This window comes from Loktanella sp. 3ANDIMAR09, from assembly GCF_001420005.1.
Lineage (GTDB): Bacteria > Pseudomonadota > Alphaproteobacteria > Rhodobacterales > Rhodobacteraceae > Loktanella.
Genome location: NZ_LJAK01000009.1, coordinates 56,496 through 78,955, shown reverse-complemented (window position 1 = coordinate 78,955; position 22,460 = coordinate 56,496). Strand labels below are relative to the sequence as shown.

Here is a 22,460-nt window from a genome sequence, read left to right as displayed (position 1 = left end):
ATGCTGACCTTTTCGATAATCATCCCTTGCTACAACGCGCAGCACACGCTGATCGAGACGTTGAACGCGATCAAGGCCCAGTCCTACCCCGCGTGGGACGTCATCGTGATCGACGATGGGTCCACCGATGGGTCGCGGGTGCTGGCCTCGGCAATGGCGGCCTATGACCACCGGATCACGCTGGTCGGCAATCCCGGCAAGGGGCCGAGCCATGCACGCAATCATGGGGCAATGGACCTGGCAAAAGGCGACGTCATCGCGTTTTGCGATGCGGACGACATCTGGTCACCGACCAAGCTGGCCGAACTGGCCACAGCCTTTGAGGATCTCTCGGTCGATGCCGTCTACGGTCAGGTCGCGTTCTTTACCGCGCGACCGCGTGACGCCATTGCGACCTCGACCTTGCCCGCAGGCGATCTGACCGTGCCGATGCTGCTGGCGGAAAATCCCGTCTGCACCATGTCGAACCTCGCGATCCGGCGCGCGGCCTTTGCCGCGACGGGCGGTTTCAACCCCGAGATCGTGCATAACGAGGATCTGGAATGGCTGATCCGCCTCGTCGGCGACGGGGCGCGCGTGATCGGTCTGGACATGTTGCAGGTCTGGTATCGCGCGAGTGCCGGTGGCCTGTCTGCCGATCTGGTGGCAATGACCCGTGGCCGTGCCATCGCTGTCGCCACCGCCGCCCGCTACGGCCATGTGCCCAGCCGGGCCGCCGATGCGACCTATCTGCGCTATCTGTCGCGCCGGTCACTGCGTCTGGGACAAGGGCGGCTACAGCCGCTGCGCTATGCCCTGCGCGGCCTGATCCAAAGTCCTGTCGGTTTTTTCAACGTGCCGCGCCGGGGGCTGCTGACCCTGATCGGTGCCCTGATCGCCGTCGTCCTGCCGCGTCCCTGTGCAAAGGCTCTGTTTTCGAAATGAAACCTGTCTCATCCCATCCCCGAGCAACCATTGTTGTGCCCGCCTTCAACGTCGCTGCCACGCTGCGTGAAACGCTTGCTGCCCTCCTCGCACAGACGTTTTGCGATTTCGAGATCATCGTCGTTGACGATGGTTCCAGCGATGCGACCGCCGCGATTGCCGCGTCGTATCAATCGGACCCCCGGGTCCGACTGATCCAGCAACGCAATCGCGGTCTGGCGGGCGCGCGCAATACCGGCATTCACGCCGCACGCGCGCCGTTGATCGGGTTCTGTGACGCCGACGACATATGGGAACGCTGGAAGCTGGGCGCTCATATGGCACATCTGGATGCCTCTCCAGAGGTCGGTGTCAGCTATGCCGGGTCTGCCCTGATCGACGATGCCGGTGCATTGTTGGGGCAGACCCAGGCACCACGTCTGTCCGGGATCGACGCAGCCCATATCCTGAAACGCAATCCGATCGGCAACGGGTCTGCCGCGGTGATCCGGCGTGCCGTTTTCGACGCCATCGCCTACAGGCCGGCCTATGAGAAAAGCCGCGACTGGTATTTCGACGAAACCTTTCGCCAGTCCGAAGATATCGAATGCTGGATGCGCATTGCACTGACAACGGACTGGGTCTTTGCCGGCGTGCCGGGTCTGTTGACCCGCTACCGCATCAGCGCAGGCGGGCTGTCGGCGGCAACAGACCGGCAATTGGCGTCATGGGAAAACATGGTGGCGAAACTGACACCACTGGACCCCGCGCTGTTTGCGCAGGTGGCCCCTGTCGCACGGGCCTATCAGCTGCGCTATCTCGCGCGGCGCGCCATCAGCGATCTGGATGCGGGCCGGGCGCGCGCATTGGTGCTGCAATCGCTGCGCCAGTCTTGGCGTCCGCTGTTCGAGGAACCCCGCAAGACATTGACCACACTGGCAGCGGCAGCGGTGCTGTGCAGCGCCGGACCTGCGGCCATTTCGGCCCTGATGACAGCAAAGGAGTCACGTTCATGACCAATCAACCCGTTGTGTTGCACCTTGTTGATGACACCACCGCCGGCGGTGTGATGCGCGTCGTCGATTTTCTGGTAAATGATGGTCGCCTGCAGGCGGGCGCGCGCCACGTCACCCAGCAGATCGAACGCGGCAAGGTTCCGTCCGCTGTGCTGGATGCCGATGTGATCGTGTCGCATCTGACGCTGAACTGGCGCGGTCTGCCCGGTCTGATCGGCCTGCGCGCGGCGCATGCTGACACCCCGCTGATCCACGTCGAACACAGCTACACCAAGGGTTTCGTGAACCGCAACGTGGTCAGCCGTGCCCGGTTCATGACGTTGATGCGGGTGGCCTTTTCGCTGTTCGACCGGGTTGTTGCGGTCAGCCACGCGCAGGCGGACTGGTTCGCATCGCGCCAGCTGTGTGATGCGGACAAGCTGGTGACGATCCAGTCCTGCGTCGATCTGCGCGATTTCCGCGCCGTGCCCGACCGCGTGGGTCCGGTGCGTGTCTTTGGTGCGATCGGCCGGCTGGAACCGCAAAAGGGGTTTGATCATCTGATTAAGGCATTTCGCAGCTGCCCTGACCCCGACATCGCCCTGCGCATCTACGGTGAGGGCGGAGAAGAGGAGGCGCTGCGCGCGCTGGCCGCTGGTGATCCGCGCATTCGGTTCATGGGGTTCGCCGCAACCCCGGCAGCGGCCTATGCGGCGGTTGACGCAGTCGTCATGCCGTCCCGGTGGGAGGCCTACGGCCTGGTGGCGATCGAGGCGCTGGCCGCCGGTCGCCCCGTGATCGCCGCAGCCATCGACGGGTTGCGCGACCATGCAGCACTGGGGGCCATGCTCTATGAAGAGACATCGCCAAAGGCCCTGGATCGCAGTCTGACCCAAAGGCATATCGCGGCGGACCGTCGCCTGACTGCCGGACTGGAAGACCGGTTTGTCGCGGGCTGGGACAATCTGCTGGCGGACCTGATGCTGCAATCCCGGACCGAAGAGGTTGCGATGGCCCAGGCCGCCTGACGGCAGGGCGGTCAGCCGCCCAGATCGGCGCTTCCGAATTTCAGGATGACGGGCACGATCAGTTCTTCTTCGTCGATCAGGTGGCGGTTCAGCAGACGGGCCATGTCCGACAGCCGGTCGCGGAATGCCCCGGCCTGCGTTTGCAGGCGGTCGCGGTCGTCCAGCAGGCGCAGCGTGGCATTCGCTGCATCGGCAAAGGCGTTCAGATGCCCGTCCAATGCGTGATGATCGGCGTCCAGAATGTCGAACCCACGGTCGATGCGCTGGTCCTTGGCCCGCAACCGCGGAAAGTAATGCGCATCCTCGATGGTGTGGTGTTCATGCAGGCCGTTCACGAACATCCCGCCATAGCGTGACAACTGGCGTGCAAAGGCGTCGGGTGCCGTCTTGCGGTCCAGCAACAGCTCGGTGCCTGTTTCCATTTCGGCCATCAGGCGACGGAACATCATGTGCCGATCCAGCCAGAATCGGATCAACCCGTCAAAGCCGGGATCACGGGTCCAACCGTCACGCGGATATGTCTCGAGCAGGACGCGCAAGGCATCCGGCAGACCCTTGCGGGTGTCGAGGTCGATTTTGTCCATCAGATTGACCTATTCGCAGTGTTCAAAAGTTTGATTTGGCGGTGAAAAACAGACTGCAAATTGCGCTGTTGCGCACCCATCGTTTCCATTCATTGCGCCTGCCGTCACGTTATGTCCTGTTCACGCTCATGGGACAACAGCACTCTTGCAACCCCGAAAAAATGCGCAAAAGATACAGCATCTACGCGCAGGAAAACGAACCTTGCGCGCAACTACAGGGCGAACAACAGCCCGCTGACAGGGAGATTTCCATGACATTGACCCGACGCCATCTGATGGCATCTACCGCTGCCGTTCTTGTGCTGACCGGCACCGCAACCTTGGCGGAGAGCCACATTCCCGCCGATGCAACGCTTGCTGCGGAACAGACCTTTGTCTACCGCGTCGGCGACGAAAGCCCGTCGATTGATCCCGGCAAGGTCGAGGATACGGACGGCAGCGACATGGTGCGCCAATTGTTCGAGGGTCTGTACAACCAGGACGCCGACGGTAACCTGATCCCCGGTGTTGCGACCGATTACACCGTCAGCGACGACAACCTGACCTATACGTTCACCCTGCGCGACAATGCCAAATGGTCGAACGGTGAAACCGTCACCGCCGGCGATTTCGAATATGCATGGAAACGCGCCGCATCCCCGGCACTGGCCAGCCCCTACAGCTGGTACATCGAGCTGATGAGCATCGAGAACGCATCTGCCGTCATCGCAGGCGAGATGGAACCCGATGCCCTGGGCGTGACCGCCGTTGACGACACCACGTTGCAGGTCACGCTGTCCCAGCCGCTGCCCTATTTCCCGCAGATGCTGACCCACAGCACGACATTCCCCGTGCTGCAATCCAACGTCGAAGAATTCGGCGATGACTGGGTCCAGCCCGGCAATATGGTGTCCAACGGTGCCTATGTGCTGACCGAATTCGTGCCGCAGGAACGCGCCGTGATGTCGCGCAACACCGAATACTGGGACAACGCAAACACGACGCTGGAAACCGTCACCCGCCTGGTGGTTGCTGATGAAAACGTCGGTCTGACCCGTTATCTGGCAGGCGAGCTGGATCGCACAGATGTGCCGGCCGGTCAGTATCCGCGCCTGTCGCAGGAATACCCCGATCAGGCGATGAGCGTGCCGCTGTCGTGCAGCTATTACTACATGTTCAACCTGCGCGATAATGGCCCGGAAGAGTTCCAGGACCCCGCCGTGCGTCAGGCGCTGTCGCTGGCCGTTGACCGTGACATCATCGTGGATGCCGTCCTCGCGGGTGGTCAGAAACCGGCCTACAACTTTACCCATTGGGCGACCGCCGGGTTCGAGGCACCCGAAATCGCCATGGCCGGCATGACCCAAGAAGAGCGGAACGCACAGGCACAAGAGCTGCTGGCATCCGCAGGCTACGGTGCGGATAACCCGCTGACCGTTGACTTGGTCTACAACACCAATGAATCGCACCGCGCCGTGGCCGTGGCGATCAGCCAGATGTGGAAACAGACGCTGGGTGTCGAAACCACGCTGGCCAACCAGGAATGGCAGACGTTCCTCGATGCACGCGGTTCGGGTGATTTCGACGTGGCCCGTGGCGGCTGGTGCGCCGACTACAACGAGGCATCGACCTTCCTTGACCTGATGCAGTCCGGTTCCGGCTACAACGACAGCAAATACGTCAACGAAGAGGTCGACGCGCTGCTGGCCAATGCCAAGACATCGGACAACCCGAACGCCGATTACGCAGCGGTCGAGGAAATCATCGCGACGGATATGCCGATCATCCCGATCTACCATTACGCAGCTGTAAAGATGTTGAACGACCAGATCGAAAACTGGCCCGTCAACAACTTTCAGCAGAACTGGTATGCCAAGGATCTGTACAAGGTCGCAGCAGAATAACCCTGCATGACCACTGCGCCGCGCCCCTGTCGCCGGGGGCGCGGCGTCTTTGTTTTTCGTGACCACTGCGGGAAGTCCGATTCATGTTCAGCTTTATCCTCAAACGGCTTGCGATTGCGGTGCCGACGCTTTTGATCCTTGTGATCCTGTCGTTCATCCTGATGTACGCAGCCCCCGGCGGCCCGTTCAATTCCGACCGCCCCCTGCCGCCACAGGTGCTGGCCAATATCGAGGCGAAATACGGGCTGGATCAGCCGTTCTGGAAACAGATTCTGGATTATGTCTGGAACGTCGTGGTGCATTTCGATTTCGGCCCGTCGTTCCAATACGAGGACCGCACCGTCAATGACGTGATCGCCCAGGGATTCCCGGTGACCCTGACCTATGGTTTCTGGTCCTTCGTCGTAGCCGTGGTCGTCGGTGTGACCCTCGGGGCCGCTGCCGCGATCAAGCAAAACAGCTGGCTGGACTACCTGGCTGTGGGCATCAGCATCGGCGCGCAGGTGCTGCCGAACTTTGTCATGGCGCCGATCCTTTTGCTGACGTTCACCCTGTGGCTGGGCTGGTTGCCCGGTGGCGGCTGGAATGGCGGTCAGTGGCAATATCTGGTGATGCCCGTCATCGCGCTGTCGACATCCTACATGGCGTCCATCGCGCGGATCACGCGGTCGTCCATGCTGGAGGTTCTGAATTCCAATTTCATCCGCACGGCCAGGGCCAAGGGGCTGCCCACGCGCCGCGTGATATTCAAACATGCGCTGAAACCCACGATGCTGCCCGTGATCAGCTACCTGGGGCCGGCCTTTGTCGGCATGATCACCGGATCGGTGGTGATCGACATCTTCTTTTCCACGGGTGGGATCGGGCAGTTTTTCGTCAATTCCGCCTTTAACCGAGATTATTCGGTCATCATGGGCATCACCATTCTGGTGGGCGCGCTGACCATCCTGTTCAACCTCGTTGTCGATATCCTCTATGCGTGGATCGACCCGAAAATCCGTTACTAGGGGTGCCACATGACCTATTCATCTGACGCCGAACGCCTGCTGAACGCCACCCACCTCGCCGAGGTGCAGGGCCGGTCGCTCTGGGCGGATGCCCGCGCGCGGTTCCTGCGCAACAAGGCTGCGATGGTCGGCACGTTCATCCTGTTCGGGATCGCTGTCTTTGCCATCTTTGGCCAGTTTGTCGCCCAGCACGAACGCGACATGATCGATTTCACCCTGATCGGTGCCAACATGCAAAAAGGTGTGCCGTCGATCGAAACCGGGCACTTCTTTGGCACCGATGCCAACGGGCGCGACCTGTTTGCGCGGGTGGTGCAGGGGACGCAGATTTCCCTGATGGTCGGCATCGTGGGCGCGCTGGTCGCGGTCATTGTCGGCACGCTCTACGGGGCGATTGCAGGTTATGCAGGTGGCCGCACCGACAACATCATGATGCGGATCGTCGATGTGTTGATGTCGATTCCGTTCATGTTCGTCCTGATCCTGATGCTGGTGATCTTTGGCCGGTCGATTTTCATGCTGTTCCTCGGGATCGGATTGATTTCATGGCTGGATATGGCGCGGATCGCGCGCGGTCAGACCCTGACGATCAAGAACAAGGAATTCGTCGAGGTCGCCCATGCCACCGGCGTCGCACCCTTTACCATCATCCTGCGCCATATCGTGCCCAACCTGCTGGGCATCGTGATCGTCTATGCGACGCTGCTGGTGCCGCAGATGATCATCTTTGAAAGCTTTATCAGCTTTCTGGGCCTCGGCGTGCAGGAACCCAATACTTCGCTTGGGGCGCTGATCTCCGAGGGGTCGTCCAACATGGCTTACGGCGTGATGTGGCAGCTCTATTTTCCGCTGGCGTTCTTTGTCCTGACGATCTTCGCCTTTTTCTTTGTAGGCGATGGCCTGCGCGACGCACTCGACCCAAAGGACCGCTGATGCTGCTCGATATCGATAACCTGCGGGTCACGTTTTCCACCGCCGACGGCGACGTGAATGCCGTCAACGGCGTCAGTTTCCAGCTGGACCAGCGCGAAACGCTGGCCATCGTGGGCGAAAGCGGGTCCGGCAAGAGTCAGACCGCCTTTGCGCTGATGGGGCTGCTGGCGCGCAATGGCCGTGCCACCGGACAGGTGCGTTTCGACGGCACCGACCTGCTAAGCCTCACACCCGCCAAGATGAACAAGGTGCGGTCCAACCAGATCGGCATGATCTTTCAGGACCCGATGACCTCGCTCAATCCCTATATCCGGATTTCAGAGCAGATGGCCGAGGTGCTGACCCTGCACAAGGGCATGAGCAAGAAAGACGCCATTGCCGAGAGTATCCGCATGCTGGACGCGGTGAAAATCCCGGACGCGCGCAACCGCATCCGGTCCTTTCCGCACGAATTTTCCGGCGGGATGCGCCAGCGGATCATGATCGCGATGTCGCTGCTGTGTCGTCCGCGCCTGCTGATTGCGGATGAACCCACGACCGCGCTGGATGTGACCGTGCAGGCGCAGATCATGCAATTGCTGGCCGATATCCGGGACGATTTCGGGACGGCGATCATACTGATCACACACGACCTTGGCGTTGTGGCGGGTTTCTGCGACCGCACGCTGGTGCTCTATGGCGGCCAGATCATGGAGGACGGACCGACCGATCCCGTGTTCGCTGACCCCTCGCATCCCTATACCAAGGGACTCTTGCGTGCCGTGCCGCGCCTGGACCGCGACGACGACGAACTGTTGACCATTGCGGGCGAACCGCCCGACATGTCGCGCCTGCCGCAGGGCTGCCCGTTCACCGCGCGTTGTGCCTACGTTCAGAACACATGCGCCCACATCCCGCCGGAACTGGCGACATTCGACGGCAACCGCCGCCGCGCCTGTCATGTCCCGAAATCAGAGGTGTCCGCATGACTGAACCGATCCTGTCGCTGCGCGACCTGTCCGTCACATTCGATGTGCGCCCGCGCGGGGCCTGGCCCTGGACGGCACCGCTGAAATTGCAGGCTGTCAGCCAGATGACCTTTGACCTCGCACCGGGCGAATGCCTTGGCGTCGTGGGGGAATCCGGGTCCGGCAAATCCACGCTCGCGCGCGCCATCGTGGGCACCGTGCCGTCTTCGGATGGCCAGATCAACTTCGAGGGGGCCGACCTCGCCGCGATGACACCGCGCCAGCGGAGGGTCCACCGCCGCGATGTGCAGATGATCTTTCAGGACCCGCTGGCGGCCCTGAACCCGCGCATGACGGTGGGCGACATCATCGCCGAACCACTGGTCACGCACGAACCCGGCCTGTCGCGCGCGGATCGCAAATCGCGTGTACAGGACATGATGAAACGGGTGGGCCTGCTGCCCAACCTCGTGAACCGCTACCCGCATGAATTTTCCGGCGGCCAGTGCCAGCGTATCGGGATTGCCCGCGCGCTGATCCTGAAACCAAAGCTGCTGATCTGCGACGAACCCGTATCCGCCCTCGATGTGTCGGTGCAGGCGCAGGTGGTGAACCTGCTGCGTGAATTGCAGCGGGACATGGGATTGTCGATGATCTTCATCGCGCATGACCTGTCGGTGGTGAAACACATCAGTGACCGGATCGTGGTGATGTATCTGGGGCGTCAGATGGAAACGGCCGACGCGCAGACCATCACGACACGGCCCGAACATCCCTATACGCAGGCGCTCATCAGTTCTGTCCCGATTCCGGACCCTGTGCTGGAACGCAAGCGTCCGCGCACCACGCTGCACGGCGAATTGCCATCGCCCATCTCGCCGCCGTCGGGCTGCGTGTTCCGCACGCGCTGCCCCAAGGCGCAGGCGACCTGCGCGCAGGCCCTGCCACCGATGCTGGAGGTCGGGCCCGGTCACCGGGTCGCCTGTCCCTATCATCAGGCGGAAAACGTGCTGGCCGTTAGCGCCTGACGCAAGGCATTCGCTGTTTTCGAAATATCCTCGGGGGGAGGTGCGTGTAGCGCACCGGGGGGCAGACAGCCCCCCGACCACGCTAGCTGTCAGTAATCCCGTTCGAAAAAGATACCGATGCTGGTTTCGCCATCCGCACCGGCCGTGCCCTTGGCCGTGATCTCGCTCGTGATATCGAGGTTGAGGTTGATTTCCGTTGATCCATCGCTGCCGATGGTCACGTCGGTATAGAGGTTGTCGGACAGGTATTTGCCGGCCCGCAGGGCGGCATTGCCTTCGGCATCGGTGGTCACGTCGAAATCGTCCAATCCCAGATTTGCCCGGAATCCGTCGATCAGACCGCCGCCCCCGCGACCGGCAAGCTCGCCCACGGCGGCAGCCAGTTGCACCGCCTGCAGTGGCGAAATTTCCGACAGATCCCGGCCAAAGATCAGCTGCGACAGCACCTCGTCCTGCGGCAGGTCGGGCACGGACTCAAAGCTGACTTCGGGGTCGTTGGCCGGGCCTTCGACCACGATGCGCACGACCGTGCCGTTGTCGGTTTCCGTGGCCGCCACCAGCCGCAGATAGGGCAGGAAATCGCCCTGAAGCGTGGCAGAGCCTTCTGTCAGGTCGAACCGCTGTTGCAGGATGCTGATGCGCCCCCGGATCAGGTCGAACTGACCGACCGGAATGATGTTGGCCGTTGTGCCACCCAGCGCCAGCTGACCGCCAAGTTCGGCGTCCAGCCCGCGCCCGCGCACAAAGATCTGGTTGGGCGCAGTGATGGTCAGCGCCAGCGGATAGACTGGCCCGCCGCCACCCGTCTCAGCCGCAGCACGGTCGCCGCCGTCAATCGCCACATCCGCGCGGTTCAACGTCTGCCGCACACCTGCATCGGGGTTCAGGTGGCGCACTTGCGGCAATTCGCCCAGCCCGCCCACGCCCGATGACGGGACCTGGATGTTGGCCTCGCTCAGCTGGACGTCACCGCCGATCACGGCACCGCCCGCCAGCGGGCCCTGCACGGTGACGCGCCCGTTCAGGATCGCCTCATAGAGGTTGGGATCACGCAGGCGGACAGCCCGCAACGCAAGCCCCAGGTCGGCATTGTAGCCGCCCGTCAGGGCCACGGGACCGGTCAGGGTCAGGGTGCCGCCCGTGCCGACCTGGGTGGTCATGTCGATCTGGGCGGACTGACCGTCCAGTGCGATGCGACCCGTGATGTCTTCCAGCGATTCCGACAGAGACGGCAGCGACAGACGTGCGCCAGACGTGGCGATCTGCCCGCTGACAGAGGTCAGGGCAGGGGGGCCGTTCACCGACAGGTTGAACGTGGCGATCCCGTCCAGACTGCGCGGCGTGATGAATGCATTGGCCAGCCCCAGCGGCACCTGTCCGTTGGCGTCCAGGTTCAGGTTGCCGCCGGCCGCCACGGTACCATCGGCGCTGGCCTGAATGCCGCCCGGTCCCGTGGCGTCGATATCGAGGGTGAAATCACCACCCGCCGTGCGCCCGACCTGACCCTGCGCCGTCACAGGACCGCTGAGGGCATCGGTAAATAGTCCCACGTTCGCCAACCGCGCCTGAATTTGCCCGGCGGCACTGCCACCCGGACCTGCCTCAAGAGCGCCGGATGCGGTGATCTGCGGGAACTGCACGTCAAAGGACCGCACGGTGATATCCGCACCGTCCTTGCTGGCGTCGACTGTCAGATTGCCGGTGCCGGCCAGCAACTGGTCGACCTGACTGTTGCCGATGGCCAGCTGGCGGGTCTGCGCCCGGGCCTGCACGTCCAAAGTACTGAGGTCCGGCATCAATGTGGCGGCCGCATTGACCGACAGTCCGCCGGAAATCGGCTGGCCTGCCAGCGCCGCAAATTGCGATAGCTGTGCGATGGCGGCATCGAGAGTTGCCGTGATGCGGTAATCGTCCTCTTGGGGTGCAACGGTCGCATCGACGGTCACGTCGGTGCCGCTGCCACGGGCGGTCAGGTCGATCTGTGCTGTTCCTGTGCTGTCGCGGTCTGCGGTCAGATCCAGCGTCAGCGCACCATTCAGCCCCTGCGCCAGCGTGCCAGCATCACGCAGGATCGCGGTGATATCGGCGCTCAACGGGCCTGTCAGGCCACCGCTGCCGCTGCCCGACAGGGTGAACTGCGGCGTCGCCACATCCAGATTATTCAACGCAAAACTGTCCGGTCCTGTCCGCGCCACTCCGCCGCTGATGCGACCTGCACCCGCCATCAGCTGGTCAACCTGCGCAATACCGGCGGTGATGTCCTGCGTGGTTCCGTTCAGCGTCACGTCCAAGGCGCTGAGGTCGGGCAACAGCGTGCCGTCCACCACCAGATCGATCCCGCCTGAAATCGCAGCCTGCCCGGCAAGGGCAGCATAGGGCGCGAGGTCCGGCACCTCTGCTGCGATGCGGCCAGTCATCCGGTAGTCGTCCTGCGGAGCTGCAATCTGCACGTCAGCGTCCAGATCGACGCCGGGGCCCTGCGCCCGCAGGATGAGGTTGGCCACCTCGCTTGCGTCGCGATTGCCGCTGACGGTGGCGGTTAGCGGGCCTGCCAGACCGTCAACAACCAGACCCACGTCGGTCAGGCGCAGGGCGATATCGGCCTCGGCGGGGCCGGTCAGGCCACCCAGCGCGTCACCCGTCAGCGACAGTTGCGGTGTTTGCAGGTCCAGGTCCTCGACCCGGTAGGTCGCGTCACCGGTATATCCGACCGTGCCGCGCAGACGGCCTGCGCCCACCAGCAGCGGGTCAACCTGATCGAACCCGGTTTGCACGTCCTGCATGCTGCCGGTGATATCCGCGCTGTAGTTCGTCAGATCCGCAAGCAAGCTGGCATCGACCGCCAGATCGACGGCACCCGACAGGTTCTGATTGCTGATCTGACGGAACACCGACAGATCGTCGGCTTGCAGGTTCACCACGGCGTTGACGCGCTGCGTGTCCTCGAATGGCGCGACGGTGCCGGTCGCTGCAAAAGTGGTTTCGGGCACCTGTCCCTGTACGTCAAAGGTCACATTGCCATCGGCTGCCCGATCGGCGGTGCCGGTGACAGTCGCGGGTCCGTCCAGTCCGGCCACAACCAGTCCGAGGTTGCGCAGGCTGACGTCAAAATTGCCGGTGCTGACGGCACTGGTCAGATTGGCGCGGCCCGTGATCAGGGCCTCGGGTGTTTCGATCCGCAGGTTGGGCAGGCGCGTGCCTTCGGTATCGCGCACGGCAGACAGGCGCACGGTGCCTTCGCCCGCCAGAATGGGGTCAAGTTCAGCGATATCGACGGCCAGATCATCGGTGGCCGCATCGACGTCGATGTCGAACATGCCGTCCAGCGGTTGCAGCATGGCGGTGATGGTGGCGCGCGCCGCCCCCCCCAGATCGCGCCCTGCGAGGGTCGAAAACCGCTGGATCGCATCGGCGTCGAAATTCAGCTGCGTGTTGATCACAGGCGTGTCGCCACTGGTGTCGATCGTCGCCTCTGCATCCAGTTCGATCCCTGGCCCGTTCAGCGTCAGCGTCGGGATCTCGATGGGGGCGGTGGGATCGCGCAGGACCACGATCTGCCCCGTCAGCGCATCACCAAAGGCCTGCGCCGCGCCCGCGTCGTCCAGTTCCACGCCGTCGGCGCGGTATTGCAGGTCGGCCGTGAACAAACCGGCGTCAGCCGCATTTTCGGCGCGGATCGTGCCGCCGCCATCCAGTGTGATCGCGTCGATGCCCAGACCGGGCCGGTCAAACCCGTTGATGTCAAAGCTGGCGGTCCAATCCTCGCCCAGGCTTTCGTCGAACTGGATGCTCAGGTCCACGTTGTCGACATAGGTTTTTGGCCCGCCGATGGGCAGCAGAACGCTGTCGCCGGTGGTGTCGGCCACGGTGCCGGTCAGGTCGATGAATTCGGCCCAGCCGTCGGCATCGACACGCACCTCGCCCTGCAGGTTCAGCTTTTGTGCGCGCAGGTCGAGGTCGGACAGAAAGAACGACCCGTCGTCAGCCTGCGCACCAGTCGCGACCAGTGCCACGTCGGTGCCAAAGAACCCCTGATAATCGGGGGCAAGCAATGGCGTCAGATCGCCGCCGATGTTCAGCGCGAATCCTGTCTGGCTATCGGCCTGGTCCAGCGCGAAATTGCCGGTGATCCGGGGCTGGCCGGATGTGGCCAGCGTCAGGTCAGCCGCGAATGCGCTGAGTGGTGCATCGCCCTGAAGGGTCAGCAACAAGGACGGTGCACCGGGGATGCCCGCGCGGGTGGCGATCAGGCCGTCCTCGCCTTCTTCCACGCGCAGGTTCAGGCCGACATTGCGGGTTTCGTTGTCATACGACCCCGCAATGTCGAAAACGCCGGTCTGTCCGTCCAGCCGGTTGGCGGTGACATTGGCGGACCCTTCGCCACCTGCCAGTGACGCGGACCCCGTCAGCGACAAGGCCAGCGCCTCGCCGATCAGGGGTTCGCCCAGTTCGATCCGCGCAATGTCGAGCGAATCCATTTGTATCGAGACTGGCAGCTCTGGCAGAGAGAATGGCTGCGCCTCTGCGTCGGGGATGTTTTCGGATGGGGGGGTGATCGGGGCGCGGTCCACCCGGATCAATGCCGCACTCAGTTCCTGGACATCGATGCGCCCGCGCAGCAGCGCGCTGCGGTTCCAGTCGAGGGTGACGTTTTCCAGTGTCAGCCAGATCCCGTCACTGTCCGCAACCGTGATGCGTTCGACCGTCGCCTCGGACGACAGCGCGCCCTCGAACCCCTGAATGTCGACGATGCGATCATCGCCTGACAGGTTGTCCTGAATGAGACGGGTGAGGTAACCCTCACCCTCTTCGTCCTGGGCCGTGGCGGCAAAGGGCAGGGCTGCGAGGGTCGCAAATACAAGATACTTTTTCAAAACGCTTGCCCGATCCCGATGTAGACTTCGACAGATTTGAATTGATCGTCACCGCTGGCCGGTGTGCCGATATCCAGACGGATCGGGCCGATGCCGGTGTCATAGCGGATGCCGATCCCGACGCCGGACTGGTCCGAACCGTCCTGAAACGGTGCCGATTCCGCACCGACATACCCGTAGTCGTAAAATCCCACGGCGCTGATCGCCTCGGTGATGCCGATGCGGGCCTCGATCTGCGCCCCGGCAAAGGATTTGCCGCCGACCGTGACGGTTTCACCGTTGACAATCTGGGGCACGCCCAGCGATTGATAGCCCTGACCGCGCACGGTGCTGGTGCCGCCTGAGTAGAACAGGAAATCCTGTGGGGCCTGATCGATGTCCGGCCCGATGACGGTGCCCAGCTGCGCCCGTGCGGCGATTGTGAAACGGTCGTCGGTCCCGAAACTGACGTATCCGCGCGTGTCCAGAAACCCGCGTGCGCCACTCTCGCCGCCATCAAGGGCGAGGAACGGCGTGGCCGAAGCCTTGATGTAATAGCCGGATGTGGCGTTGGTTTCGCTGTTGCGCTTGTCATAGGTCGCAGCCAGCGGCGCGGTCAAAAGCAGGTAGTCCCGGTCGCCGAAATTCGTTTCCTCCTGCGCCAGCAAGAGACCAAGACCCCCTTCGATTTCCAGATCCTCGGTTATCAGGCGCGTCACCAGCGCCTCGGTCGAGAATTTGTCGATCAGGAATTCGGGCTCGTCCTCGCGGCTGATCGCGGTGGTAAATGTGAAATCCGTCTGCGGGCCATAGATCGCGGGCACCTTGAGCGCGGTCGATAGCGTGTAGTCCGTCCCGCCCGTCGTCCCGCCGATCCCGGCCACCTCGCCATCGATGCGGAAATTCTCTGCCCCGCCAAAGGCATTGCGGTGAATCCAGAAGGTCGAGACCCGCACGCCTTCGACCGATGACAGTTCCAGACCGAAACCGATCCGCCGTGGCAGGCTCTCTGCGATGGTGGCGGTGATGGGCAGCGTGTCGCCGGCGGCAATATCGTCGGCTTCGGTCAGGGCGACGGAGTCGAATGCACCCGTGCGGCGCAAACGGTTGGCCGCGGCCGTCAGCGCGTCGGGGGAATAGACCTGTCCGGTGGGCAGTCCGGCGATCCGCTGGATCGCGGCAGTGCGCACATCGGTGTTGCCGGTGACGTTCAGCGGGCCAAAGGTCAGCTGCGGACCGGTATCCAGCGTGACATTGGCGGCCAGCAGGTTGTCACTGTGCTGTGCCGTGATCTGTTGGTCCGCGACCTGCACCTTGGCATAGCCCAATTCCTGCCACCGGGTGCGTGCGACACTGGCGGCCTGCCGGATCACGTCGGCCTTGGCATCCGCGCCGACGGCATAGCCTTCGGGCAGTTCGGTGCCGGGGGCGACGGGGGTGATGTCGGCACGGCCAAAGGTAAACAGCGGGCCGGGCTGGACGTTCAGCGTCACCGTGTCGATGACCTGCGGGCTGTCCAGTGGCGGGATGCCTGCCGCCTCGGACCCGTTGACCTGAATGGAAATCACGGGGCTGTAATAGCCCGCGGCATAGAGCGCGGTCAGCAACCGGCGATAGTCGGCACGCGCGGCAGCGACGTAATCCTGCGGGGCCTTGTCAGCCTCTTCGTCGGCATTGATGGAGACCGACAGTGATGCATCCCGCAGCAGGCTGGTCAGATCGTCATCCGCACCCGGCGCATTCAGCGTGATTGTCTGGGCCTGAACGGCCCCACCTGCCAGCGCCAACAGTCCGGTGGCCCCTAAAACCAGTTTATTCATTACAATCGCCCGCATCCCCAGTTCAGATGAACATCTAAAGCATCCCGGAACAAACGCAAATAACAGCTGTTCCCGTTTCGCGAATCATCGCGCAATTGGCCGTGACCATCCGGGGTGCTGCGTGCCCGGTCAGGCGAACGGATCGTCGGGATAGCCCACACCCGCCAGATATAGCCCGTATGGCGGACATACGGGGCCGCAGGCGCTGCGGTCGCGTGCCGCGAGGGCGGTTTTCACGTCGTCGGGATGCCATTGTCCGGCACCCACCCGTTCGAGCGTCCCGACAAAGCTGCGCACCTGATTGTGCAGGAACGACCGGGCCCGCACATGAATGTGCAAGAGCTGACCTGCATGGGTGTCTCGCGTCTCGATCCGCAACTCGTCCAATGTGCGTACGGGGCTGTCCGCCTGACACTGGGCCGCGCGAAAGGTGGTGAAATCGTGCCGTCCCAGCAGATGGTTTGCCCCGGCCTGCATCGCGGCCGCGTCGAGTGGGTGGTTGACGCGCCACATCGTGCCTGCTGCCGTGGTCAGGGGCGCGCGCCGTGCCGCGAGCTTGAACAGGTAGCGGCGTTCGACAGCACTGAACCGCGCGTGCCAGTCATCGGCAACCGGTGCGCAGTCCAGAACGGCGACGGGCAGGGGCTTGAGGTGGTAGTTCAGCGCCTCTGACAGCCGGAACGGGTCCCAGTCGCGGGTCAGGTCGCAATGGGCGATCTGCCCGGTGGCATGCACGCCGGTGTCGGTCCGGCCCGCCGCACCAATTCTGTGATCACCCGGTTCCAGCCGCGCCAGTGCCGTCTCGATCGCGGCCTGCACCGACGGCTGGTCAGCCTGACGCTGCCACCCCGAAAAGGGCGTGCCGTCGTATTCGATTTTCAGGGCATAGCGTGGCATGAAACGGGTCGTAAAAGCGGGGGGCGCCGAAATCAATCCCTACCCATCGTCGCAACGAGACCCTAGTTGTAGCGGACAAAGAGGGGATACGCGTGGGCCTGACAGACTTTACCGATCAAATCGCGCGTGGCGTGGGCAATGTGGCAGGGGCCGTGACCCGGCCACTGACAGCACCGTTCAGCGATCCGGTGATCCGGCTGGGTGTCACGGGCCTGTCACGCGCTGGCAAGACGGTGTTCATCACGTCACTGGTTGCGAACCTGATGAACCGGGGCCGCATGCCGCAACTGCGGGCGGCTGCCGGCGGCGCGATCCAGACCGCCTATCTGCAACCGCAGCCCGACGATACCCTGCCACGGTTCGACTATGAAACCTACCTTGGCAACCTGACGGGGCAGGACCCACACTGGCCCGAAGGCACGCGGCACATCTCCGAATTGCGCCTGTCGCTGCGGGTGCAGCCCTCTGGCCTGTTGGCGGGGTTGCAGGGGCCACGGACGGTGCACCTCGATATCGTGGATTATCCCGGCGAATGGCTGCTGGATCTGGCGCTGCTGGATCTCGATTTCGCCACATGGTCACGTGCGGCACTGGCACGCGCGCCCGGGCGGCCAATGGGCGACGCCTATCTCGCGGCGCTGGATGCGGCCGACCCCGTGCAAAAACTGGACGAGCCTACAGCCCGTGCCCTCGCTGATGCCTATACCGCGCATCTGCAGGCGGCGCGGGCCGCGGGATATTCGGATTGCACGCCCGGACGGTTCCTGTTGCCGGGTGATCTGGCCGGCAGTCCTGTCCTGACCTTTGCGCCGCTGCCGGGCGGCGTGGCCCCGCGCGGATCGCTGGCACGTGAATTCGAACGCCGGTTCGAATCCTATAAACGTCATGTGGTGCGGCCATTCTTTCGCGATCATTTCGCCAAGATCGACCGGCAGGTCGTGCTGGTTGACGTGCTGGGGGCAATCAATGCAGGCCCGCGTGCGCTGGACGATCTGCGCAGCGCGATGGCCGACATCCTGACGGCGTTCAACCCGGGGCGGAACAGCTTTATCAGCCGCATTTTCAACGGGCGGCGGGTGGAACGCATCCTGTTTGCCGCAACCAAGGCGGACCACCTCCACCACACCCAGCATCCACAGCTGACCGCGATCACGCAGGCCCTGCTGCGCGACGCGCAGGACCGTGCGGATTTCGCGGGTGCGCGGACCGAGGCGATGTCGATTGCCGCGCTGCGCACGACGGTGGAACAGACCGTGGATCACGATGGCGGCACGCTGGACGTGGTGCGCGGTCGCCTGCTGGACACCGGCAAGGAGGCCGCGTTCTATCCCGGACTGTTGCCGACCGATCCCGCACACCTGTTGTCACCGGCCCGGTCGGGGGCGGAAAACTGGGGCGAGGGTGATTACAAGGTGATGCGCTTTGCCCCATCGCATCTGACGCTGAAACCGGGCGAAGGTCCGCCGCATATCCGGCTGGACAAGGCGGCCGAATTCCTGATCGGAGACCGGCTATGAAACGCCCCGTGCTGATCGACCTCGACGGGCCTGCCGACCAGACGCCCGCAACCGCACCCGCCATCGTGGACGACCTGCCGCAGGGGGCCGCCATGCAATCGGTGGTGGCGCTGGGCACACGCAAGCCCAACCCGCTGGCGCGCTGGTTCTGGTCGCTGCTGCTGGCGATTTTTGGTTTCGTCATCTCGCTTGCGGCATGGAACTACGTCACGGGGCTGGTCGCGGCGCATCCGATCCTTGGCATGGTGTTCACCGGGCTGCTGGTCCTGTTCGTCTGCGTCTGTCTGGCGGTCGTGATCCGCGAGCTGTCGGCATTCAGTCGGTTACGCCGTATCGACCGCGTGCAGGCCGATGCCGCACAGGCACACGCCGGGCACGATCTGAAGGCCGCGCGCAAGGTGGTGGACCAGCTGACCGCGCTTTATGCCGGGCGCGACGATACCAGCTGGGGGCGGGCACAGCTGGCCGACCGCGCGCCAGAACTGATGGATGCCGACGGATTGCTGGACCTGGCCGAACGCAGCCTGCTGGTCCCGCTGGACGCGCGCGCCGTGGCCGAGGTGCAGGCCGCCGCCCGTCAGGTGGCGCTGGTCACCGCAGTCGTGCCCCTGGCACTGGCGGACGTCTTTACGGCGCTGACGGCCAATATCCGCATGATCCGGCGGATTGCCGAAATCTATGGGGGACGGTCTGGCACCTTGGGCAGTCTGCGACTGGTGCGCACGGTGCTGTCGCATCTGGTGGCGACCGGGGCGGTGGCCGTGGGCGACGACCTGATCGGGTCCGTCGCGGGCGGCGGCCTGCTGTCCAAGGTGTCGCGCCGCTTTGGCGAGGGGATCGTCAACGGCGCGCTGACAGCCCGCGTCGGCGTCGCCGCGATCGAGGTCTGCCGTCCCCTGCCGTTTCAGGCGGTCAAGCGCCCGTCCGTCACCGGTTTGGTGCAACGGGCGCTGACCGGGCTGTTCGGCAGTTAGGACGCCGTACAATCCACCAGCGTGTCCGCAATACTGGTCAGCAGGGTCGAATAAAGTGCGGGACCCGGTTCCAGCCCTGCACCTGCCACGCTGATCGCTGCCGTCTTGGCCGTGGTTCCGTCGGTCAGGGTGCGGGCCAGATCATCGGCGGTGTTCACCTCGAACAGCACGCAACTGACCGTTCCGCCGGACACCCGTTCGCGCAGGTCTGACAGGCGTGCGGCACCGGGTGCCACCGCTTCGCTGTCGGCCACGGCCCCGGCAGAAGGCACCGAGAACCGTTCTTCAAAGTAACCAAAGGCGTCATGGGGGGCCAGCCAGCTGCCAGCAGGCACGCCGGCCAGCGTCGTTGTCAGCTGGTCGGTCAGCGTATCCAGACGCTGCATCGCGTCGGTGGCATTGGCGGCATAGGTAGCTGCATTGTCGGGGTCGGTCGCGGTCAGCGTATCGCGGATCGCGCCCACCCAGACCTTGGCCGCGACCGGGTCGAGCCAGGCATGCGGGTCCAGCCCAGTGTGCACGTGACCTGCGTGATCGTCATGATCTGCGTGGTCGTCACCAGCGTGGTCGTGGTCATCATCATGATCGTGATCCGCATGTTCGTCGTGATCGTGGTCGTGATCCGCATGATCGTCGTGATCGTCGTGATCGGCATGATCGTCGTGTCCTTCGTGATCATCACGATCATCTGCGTCGGGATACATCCGCGGGGTCCAGCCAGCGACCTCTTGCAAGGTCAGCGTCGCGGCCGTGGGCGCAAGCGTGCGCAGCGGCTCGTCCAGCCAGGGTGTCAGGCTTTCGCCGACCCAGACCACCACCTGCGCCTGATCCAGCAGGCGCGCATCGGATGGGCGCAGCGCCATGTGATGTGCATCACCACCCGCGGGCACCAGCAGGTCCGGTGCGCCCAGATCGCCCATCACCTGCGCCACAAGGCTATGGATCGGCGCAATATCCGTCAGGACGCGCGGCACCTCGGCCATCGCGGTGGTGGATAGCATGACGAGGGCTGTTGTTGTGGTCAGGCGCAGCATGGAGAGTCCCCTTGTGATTGGTTTCGGGCGGGGCTATAAATGTATTGTTATAACATAACAAGTGGACATTTCATGAGCAGCGGTTTTGACCCCCACGATCACAGTGCCTGCGTCAGCGGTGCAATCGCGCAGGCCGAGGCTGCCGATATCCGTCTGACTCCGGTGCGCCGTCGCGTGCTGGAAATCCTGCTGGAAAGCCATACTGCGATGGGGGCCTATGACGTTCTGGCCCGGCTGCGGGACGAAGGACTGGGCGATCAGCCCCCCGTCGCCTACCGCGCATTGTCGTTTCTGGTGGACAACGGCCTCGCGCACCGGATCGAACGGCTCAACGCCTTTGTCGCTTGTGCGCGACCGGGGGCCGAACATGATCCGGCGTTCATGATCTGCCGGTCCTGTCGTACCGTGGCCGAGGCGGCATCGCCTGCGACCCTCGACCGGATGGCCGATGACAGCGGATTTGCCATCGAACGCACGGTGATAGAGGCAGAGGGCCTGTGCCCGAAATGTCAGGTACCGGCATGACGCTGCTGTCTGCGGAACATCTGCGCGTGTCCTACGGGACGACGGCGATCCTGCAGGATGTCAGCCTGTCGATTGCGGCCGGTGAAATCGTGACCATCGTCGGGCCCAACGGGTCGGGCAAATCGACGCTTTTGCGCAGTCTGATCGGTGCCCTGCGCCCTGACAGCGGACGCATCCTGCGCGAGGCGGGCCTGCGCATCGGCTATGTGCCGCAGAAACTGTCAATCGATTCCACCTTGCCGCTGACCGCCCGCCGGTTTTTGGATCTGCCGCGCCGGGTGTCGCGCGCACAGGGGGAAGCGGCACTGACCCGCACCGGTGTGGCCCATGTGGCCAACCGTCAGATGGCCGATCTGTCCGGCGGCCAGTTCCAGCGCGTGCTCTTGGCCCGCGCGATCCTGAATGCGCCGCAACTTCTGATCCTGGACGAGGCGACACAGGGCCTCGACCAGCCGGGGGCCGCGCAATTCTACCGCCTGATCGAGGATGTGCGCGGCGACCTGGGCTGTGCCGTGCTGATGGTTAGTCACGAACTTCACGTGGTCATGAGCGCGTCTGACCGGGTGATCTGCCTGAACGGTCATATCTGTTGCGAAGGCACGCCCGAGGTCGTTTCCGCCGCACCTGCCTATCGCGAATTGTTCGGGACAGGTACAGGTGGCGCGCTTGCGCTTTATCGCCACGATCATGATCACCATCACCACCACCATCATCACGGGACGACGGACTGAATGCTGGACGATTTTCTGGTGCGCGCGGCCCTGGCTGCGGTCGGCACGGCCCTCGCGGCCAGTATTCTGGGGTGTTTCGTGGTCTGGCGGCGCATGGCCTATTTCGGTGACGCCACGGCCCATGCCGCAATCCTGGGCGTGGCGCTGGCGCTGGCGCTGAATGTGTCGGTGATCGCGGGCGTGGGGCTTGTCGCCTTGATCGTTGCCTTGCTGATCCACAGGCTCAGTGATCGCCAGCAGGGCACGGATACCATTCTGGGCGTGCTTGCGCATGGTGCCCTGGCGCTGGGCCTCGTGGCGGTAGCGCTGCTGCCGGGCGCGCGGATCGACCTCGAGGCCTATCTGTTCGGCGACGTGTTGACGGTGACCCGCAGCGATCTGGCGGTGATCTGGGCGGGTGTGCTGGTCGTGCTGGCGCTTTTGTGGTGGCATTGGTCGGCCTTGTTGCTGGCGACCCTGAACCCCGATCTGGCGACGGCCTCCGGGGTTGATCCGCAGCGCGAAAATCTGATCCTGACGCTGATGCTGGCTGGCGTCGTGGCCGTCGCGATCAAGGTCGTGGGCGCATTGCTGATCACGGCCCTGCTGGTGATCCCCGCTGCGGCGGCGCGCCGTGCCAGCAACGGTCCCGAACGGATGGCCGCCGTTGCAGCATCAATCGGCGTGACCGCAGCACTTGGTGGCATCGCGCTCTCCTTGCAGCTGGACACACCGACAGGCCCGTCGATCGTCTGCGTGGCGGTTGCGCTGTTTGCCTGTGCCAGCCTTGGCGGACGGTTCATCCGCAGCGCCTGATCCGAA

18 protein-coding genes are annotated in these 22,460 nt (G+C 63.8%); 13 read left to right on the top strand and 5 right to left on the bottom strand.

Annotated elements, in window-relative coordinates; all coding sequences use genetic code 11:
• The 3 genes from AN189_RS13530 to AN189_RS13520 are packed head-to-tail and all read left to right on the top strand — an operon-like array spanning nt 1 to nt 2,926.
• The gene (locus tag AN189_RS13530; protein ID WP_056036783.1) at nt 1–924 is read left to right on the top strand and encodes a glycosyltransferase family A protein; all 924 of its coding nucleotides are present in this window, start codon (nt 1–3) and stop codon (nt 922–924) included.
• Complete coding sequence (locus AN189_RS13525) at nt 921–1,919, top strand: glycosyltransferase family 2 protein (protein ID WP_056036777.1); 999 nt, start codon at nt 921–923, stop codon at nt 1,917–1,919. The genes AN189_RS13530 and AN189_RS13525 overlap by 4 nt, the downstream gene beginning before the upstream one ends.
• The gene (locus AN189_RS13520) at nt 1,916–2,926 is read left to right on the top strand and encodes a glycosyltransferase family 4 protein (protein ID WP_056036775.1); all 1,011 of its coding nucleotides are present in this window, start codon (nt 1,916–1,918) and stop codon (nt 2,924–2,926) included. Before AN189_RS13525 ends, AN189_RS13520 begins: the two co-directional genes overlap by 4 nt.
• Nucleotides 2,927–2,937: 11 nt before the next feature.
• Here AN189_RS13520 and AN189_RS13515 read toward each other — a convergent pair whose 3' ends face one another.
• Nucleotides 2,938–3,510 (bottom strand): hemerythrin domain-containing protein, encoded by a 573-nt coding sequence (locus tag AN189_RS13515; RefSeq protein WP_056036772.1) that lies wholly within the window; start codon nt 3,508–3,510, stop codon nt 2,938–2,940.
• A gap of 251 nt (nt 3,511–3,761) precedes the next feature.
• On the opposite strand from AN189_RS13515, the gene AN189_RS13510 reads away from it, so the two are divergent.
• From AN189_RS13510 to AN189_RS13490, 5 genes are all read left to right on the top strand, one after another.
• A complete protein-coding gene (locus tag AN189_RS13510; RefSeq protein ID WP_056036953.1) occupies nt 3,762–5,393 on the top strand; it encodes a peptide ABC transporter substrate-binding protein in 1,632 nt (543 codons plus the stop codon).
• An 83-nt stretch (nt 5,394–5,476) separates the two neighbouring features.
• Nucleotides 5,477–6,400 (top strand): oligopeptide ABC transporter permease OppB, encoded by a 924-nt coding sequence (gene oppB / locus AN189_RS13505; protein WP_056036769.1) that lies wholly within the window; start codon nt 5,477–5,479, stop codon nt 6,398–6,400.
• 9 nt (nt 6,401–6,409) lie between these two features.
• Nucleotides 6,410–7,333, top strand: coding sequence for an ABC transporter permease subunit (locus AN189_RS13500; protein ID WP_056036766.1), 924 nt, complete (start codon nt 6,410–6,412; stop codon nt 7,331–7,333).
• Nucleotides 7,333–8,301, top strand: coding sequence for an oligopeptide/dipeptide ABC transporter ATP-binding protein (locus AN189_RS13495; RefSeq protein ID WP_056036764.1), 969 nt, complete (start codon nt 7,333–7,335; stop codon nt 8,299–8,301). The genes AN189_RS13500 and AN189_RS13495 overlap by 1 nt, the downstream gene beginning before the upstream one ends.
• Nucleotides 8,298–9,308 (top strand): oligopeptide/dipeptide ABC transporter ATP-binding protein, encoded by a 1,011-nt coding sequence (locus AN189_RS13490; RefSeq protein WP_056036761.1) that lies wholly within the window; start codon nt 8,298–8,300, stop codon nt 9,306–9,308. The genes AN189_RS13495 and AN189_RS13490 overlap by 4 nt, the downstream gene beginning before the upstream one ends.
• Nucleotides 9,309–9,397: 89 nt before the next feature.
• Here AN189_RS13490 and AN189_RS13485 read toward each other — a convergent pair whose 3' ends face one another.
• From AN189_RS13485 to truA, 3 genes are all read right to left on the bottom strand, one after another.
• Nucleotides 9,398–14,182, bottom strand: coding sequence for a translocation/assembly module TamB domain-containing protein (locus AN189_RS13485; RefSeq protein WP_056036759.1), 4,785 nt, complete (start codon nt 14,180–14,182; stop codon nt 9,398–9,400).
• Nucleotides 14,179–15,981, bottom strand: coding sequence for an autotransporter assembly complex family protein (locus AN189_RS13480; RefSeq protein ID WP_056036757.1), 1,803 nt, complete (start codon nt 15,979–15,981; stop codon nt 14,179–14,181). The genes AN189_RS13485 and AN189_RS13480 overlap by 4 nt, the downstream gene beginning before the upstream one ends.
• 129 nt (nt 15,982–16,110) lie before the next feature.
• Nucleotides 16,111–16,878 carry a tRNA pseudouridine(38-40) synthase TruA gene (gene truA / locus AN189_RS13475; RefSeq protein WP_056036755.1) on the bottom strand — a complete coding sequence of 256 codons (768 nt, stop codon included), beginning with the start codon at nt 16,876–16,878 and terminating at the stop codon, nt 16,111–16,113.
• Nucleotides 16,879–16,970: 92 nt separating this feature from the next.
• Between truA and AN189_RS13470 the strand changes: the two genes are divergently transcribed.
• Nucleotides 16,971–18,395 (top strand): YcjX family protein, encoded by a 1,425-nt coding sequence (locus tag AN189_RS13470; RefSeq protein ID WP_056036753.1) that lies wholly within the window; start codon nt 16,971–16,973, stop codon nt 18,393–18,395.
• Nucleotides 18,392–19,369 carry a YcjF family protein gene (locus AN189_RS13465; RefSeq protein WP_056036751.1) on the top strand — a complete coding sequence of 326 codons (978 nt, stop codon included), beginning with the start codon at nt 18,392–18,394 and terminating at the stop codon, nt 19,367–19,369. The genes AN189_RS13470 and AN189_RS13465 overlap by 4 nt, the downstream gene beginning before the upstream one ends.
• Here the strand turns inward: AN189_RS13465 and AN189_RS13460 are convergent.
• Nucleotides 19,366–20,403 (bottom strand): zinc ABC transporter substrate-binding protein, encoded by a 1,038-nt coding sequence (locus tag AN189_RS13460; RefSeq protein ID WP_056036749.1) that lies wholly within the window; start codon nt 20,401–20,403, stop codon nt 19,366–19,368. The two genes, AN189_RS13465 and AN189_RS13460, sit on opposite strands and share 4 nt — an antisense overlap.
• A gap of 72 nt (nt 20,404–20,475) precedes the next feature.
• On the opposite strand from AN189_RS13460, the gene AN189_RS13455 reads away from it, so the two are divergent.
• The 3 genes from AN189_RS13455 to AN189_RS13445 are packed head-to-tail and all read left to right on the top strand — an operon-like array spanning nt 20,476 to nt 22,454.
• Entirely contained in the window at nt 20,476–20,928 is a 453-nt protein-coding gene (locus AN189_RS13455) for a Fur family transcriptional regulator (protein ID WP_056036747.1), read from the top strand.
• Nucleotides 20,925–21,659, top strand: coding sequence for a metal ABC transporter ATP-binding protein (locus AN189_RS13450; RefSeq protein ID WP_056036745.1), 735 nt, complete (start codon nt 20,925–20,927; stop codon nt 21,657–21,659). The genes AN189_RS13455 and AN189_RS13450 overlap by 4 nt, the downstream gene beginning before the upstream one ends.
• The gene (locus AN189_RS13445) at nt 21,660–22,454 is read left to right on the top strand and encodes an iron chelate uptake ABC transporter family permease subunit (RefSeq protein ID WP_056036744.1); all 795 of its coding nucleotides are present in this window, start codon (nt 21,660–21,662) and stop codon (nt 22,452–22,454) included.
• Nucleotides 22,455–22,460: the final 6 nt, after the last annotated feature.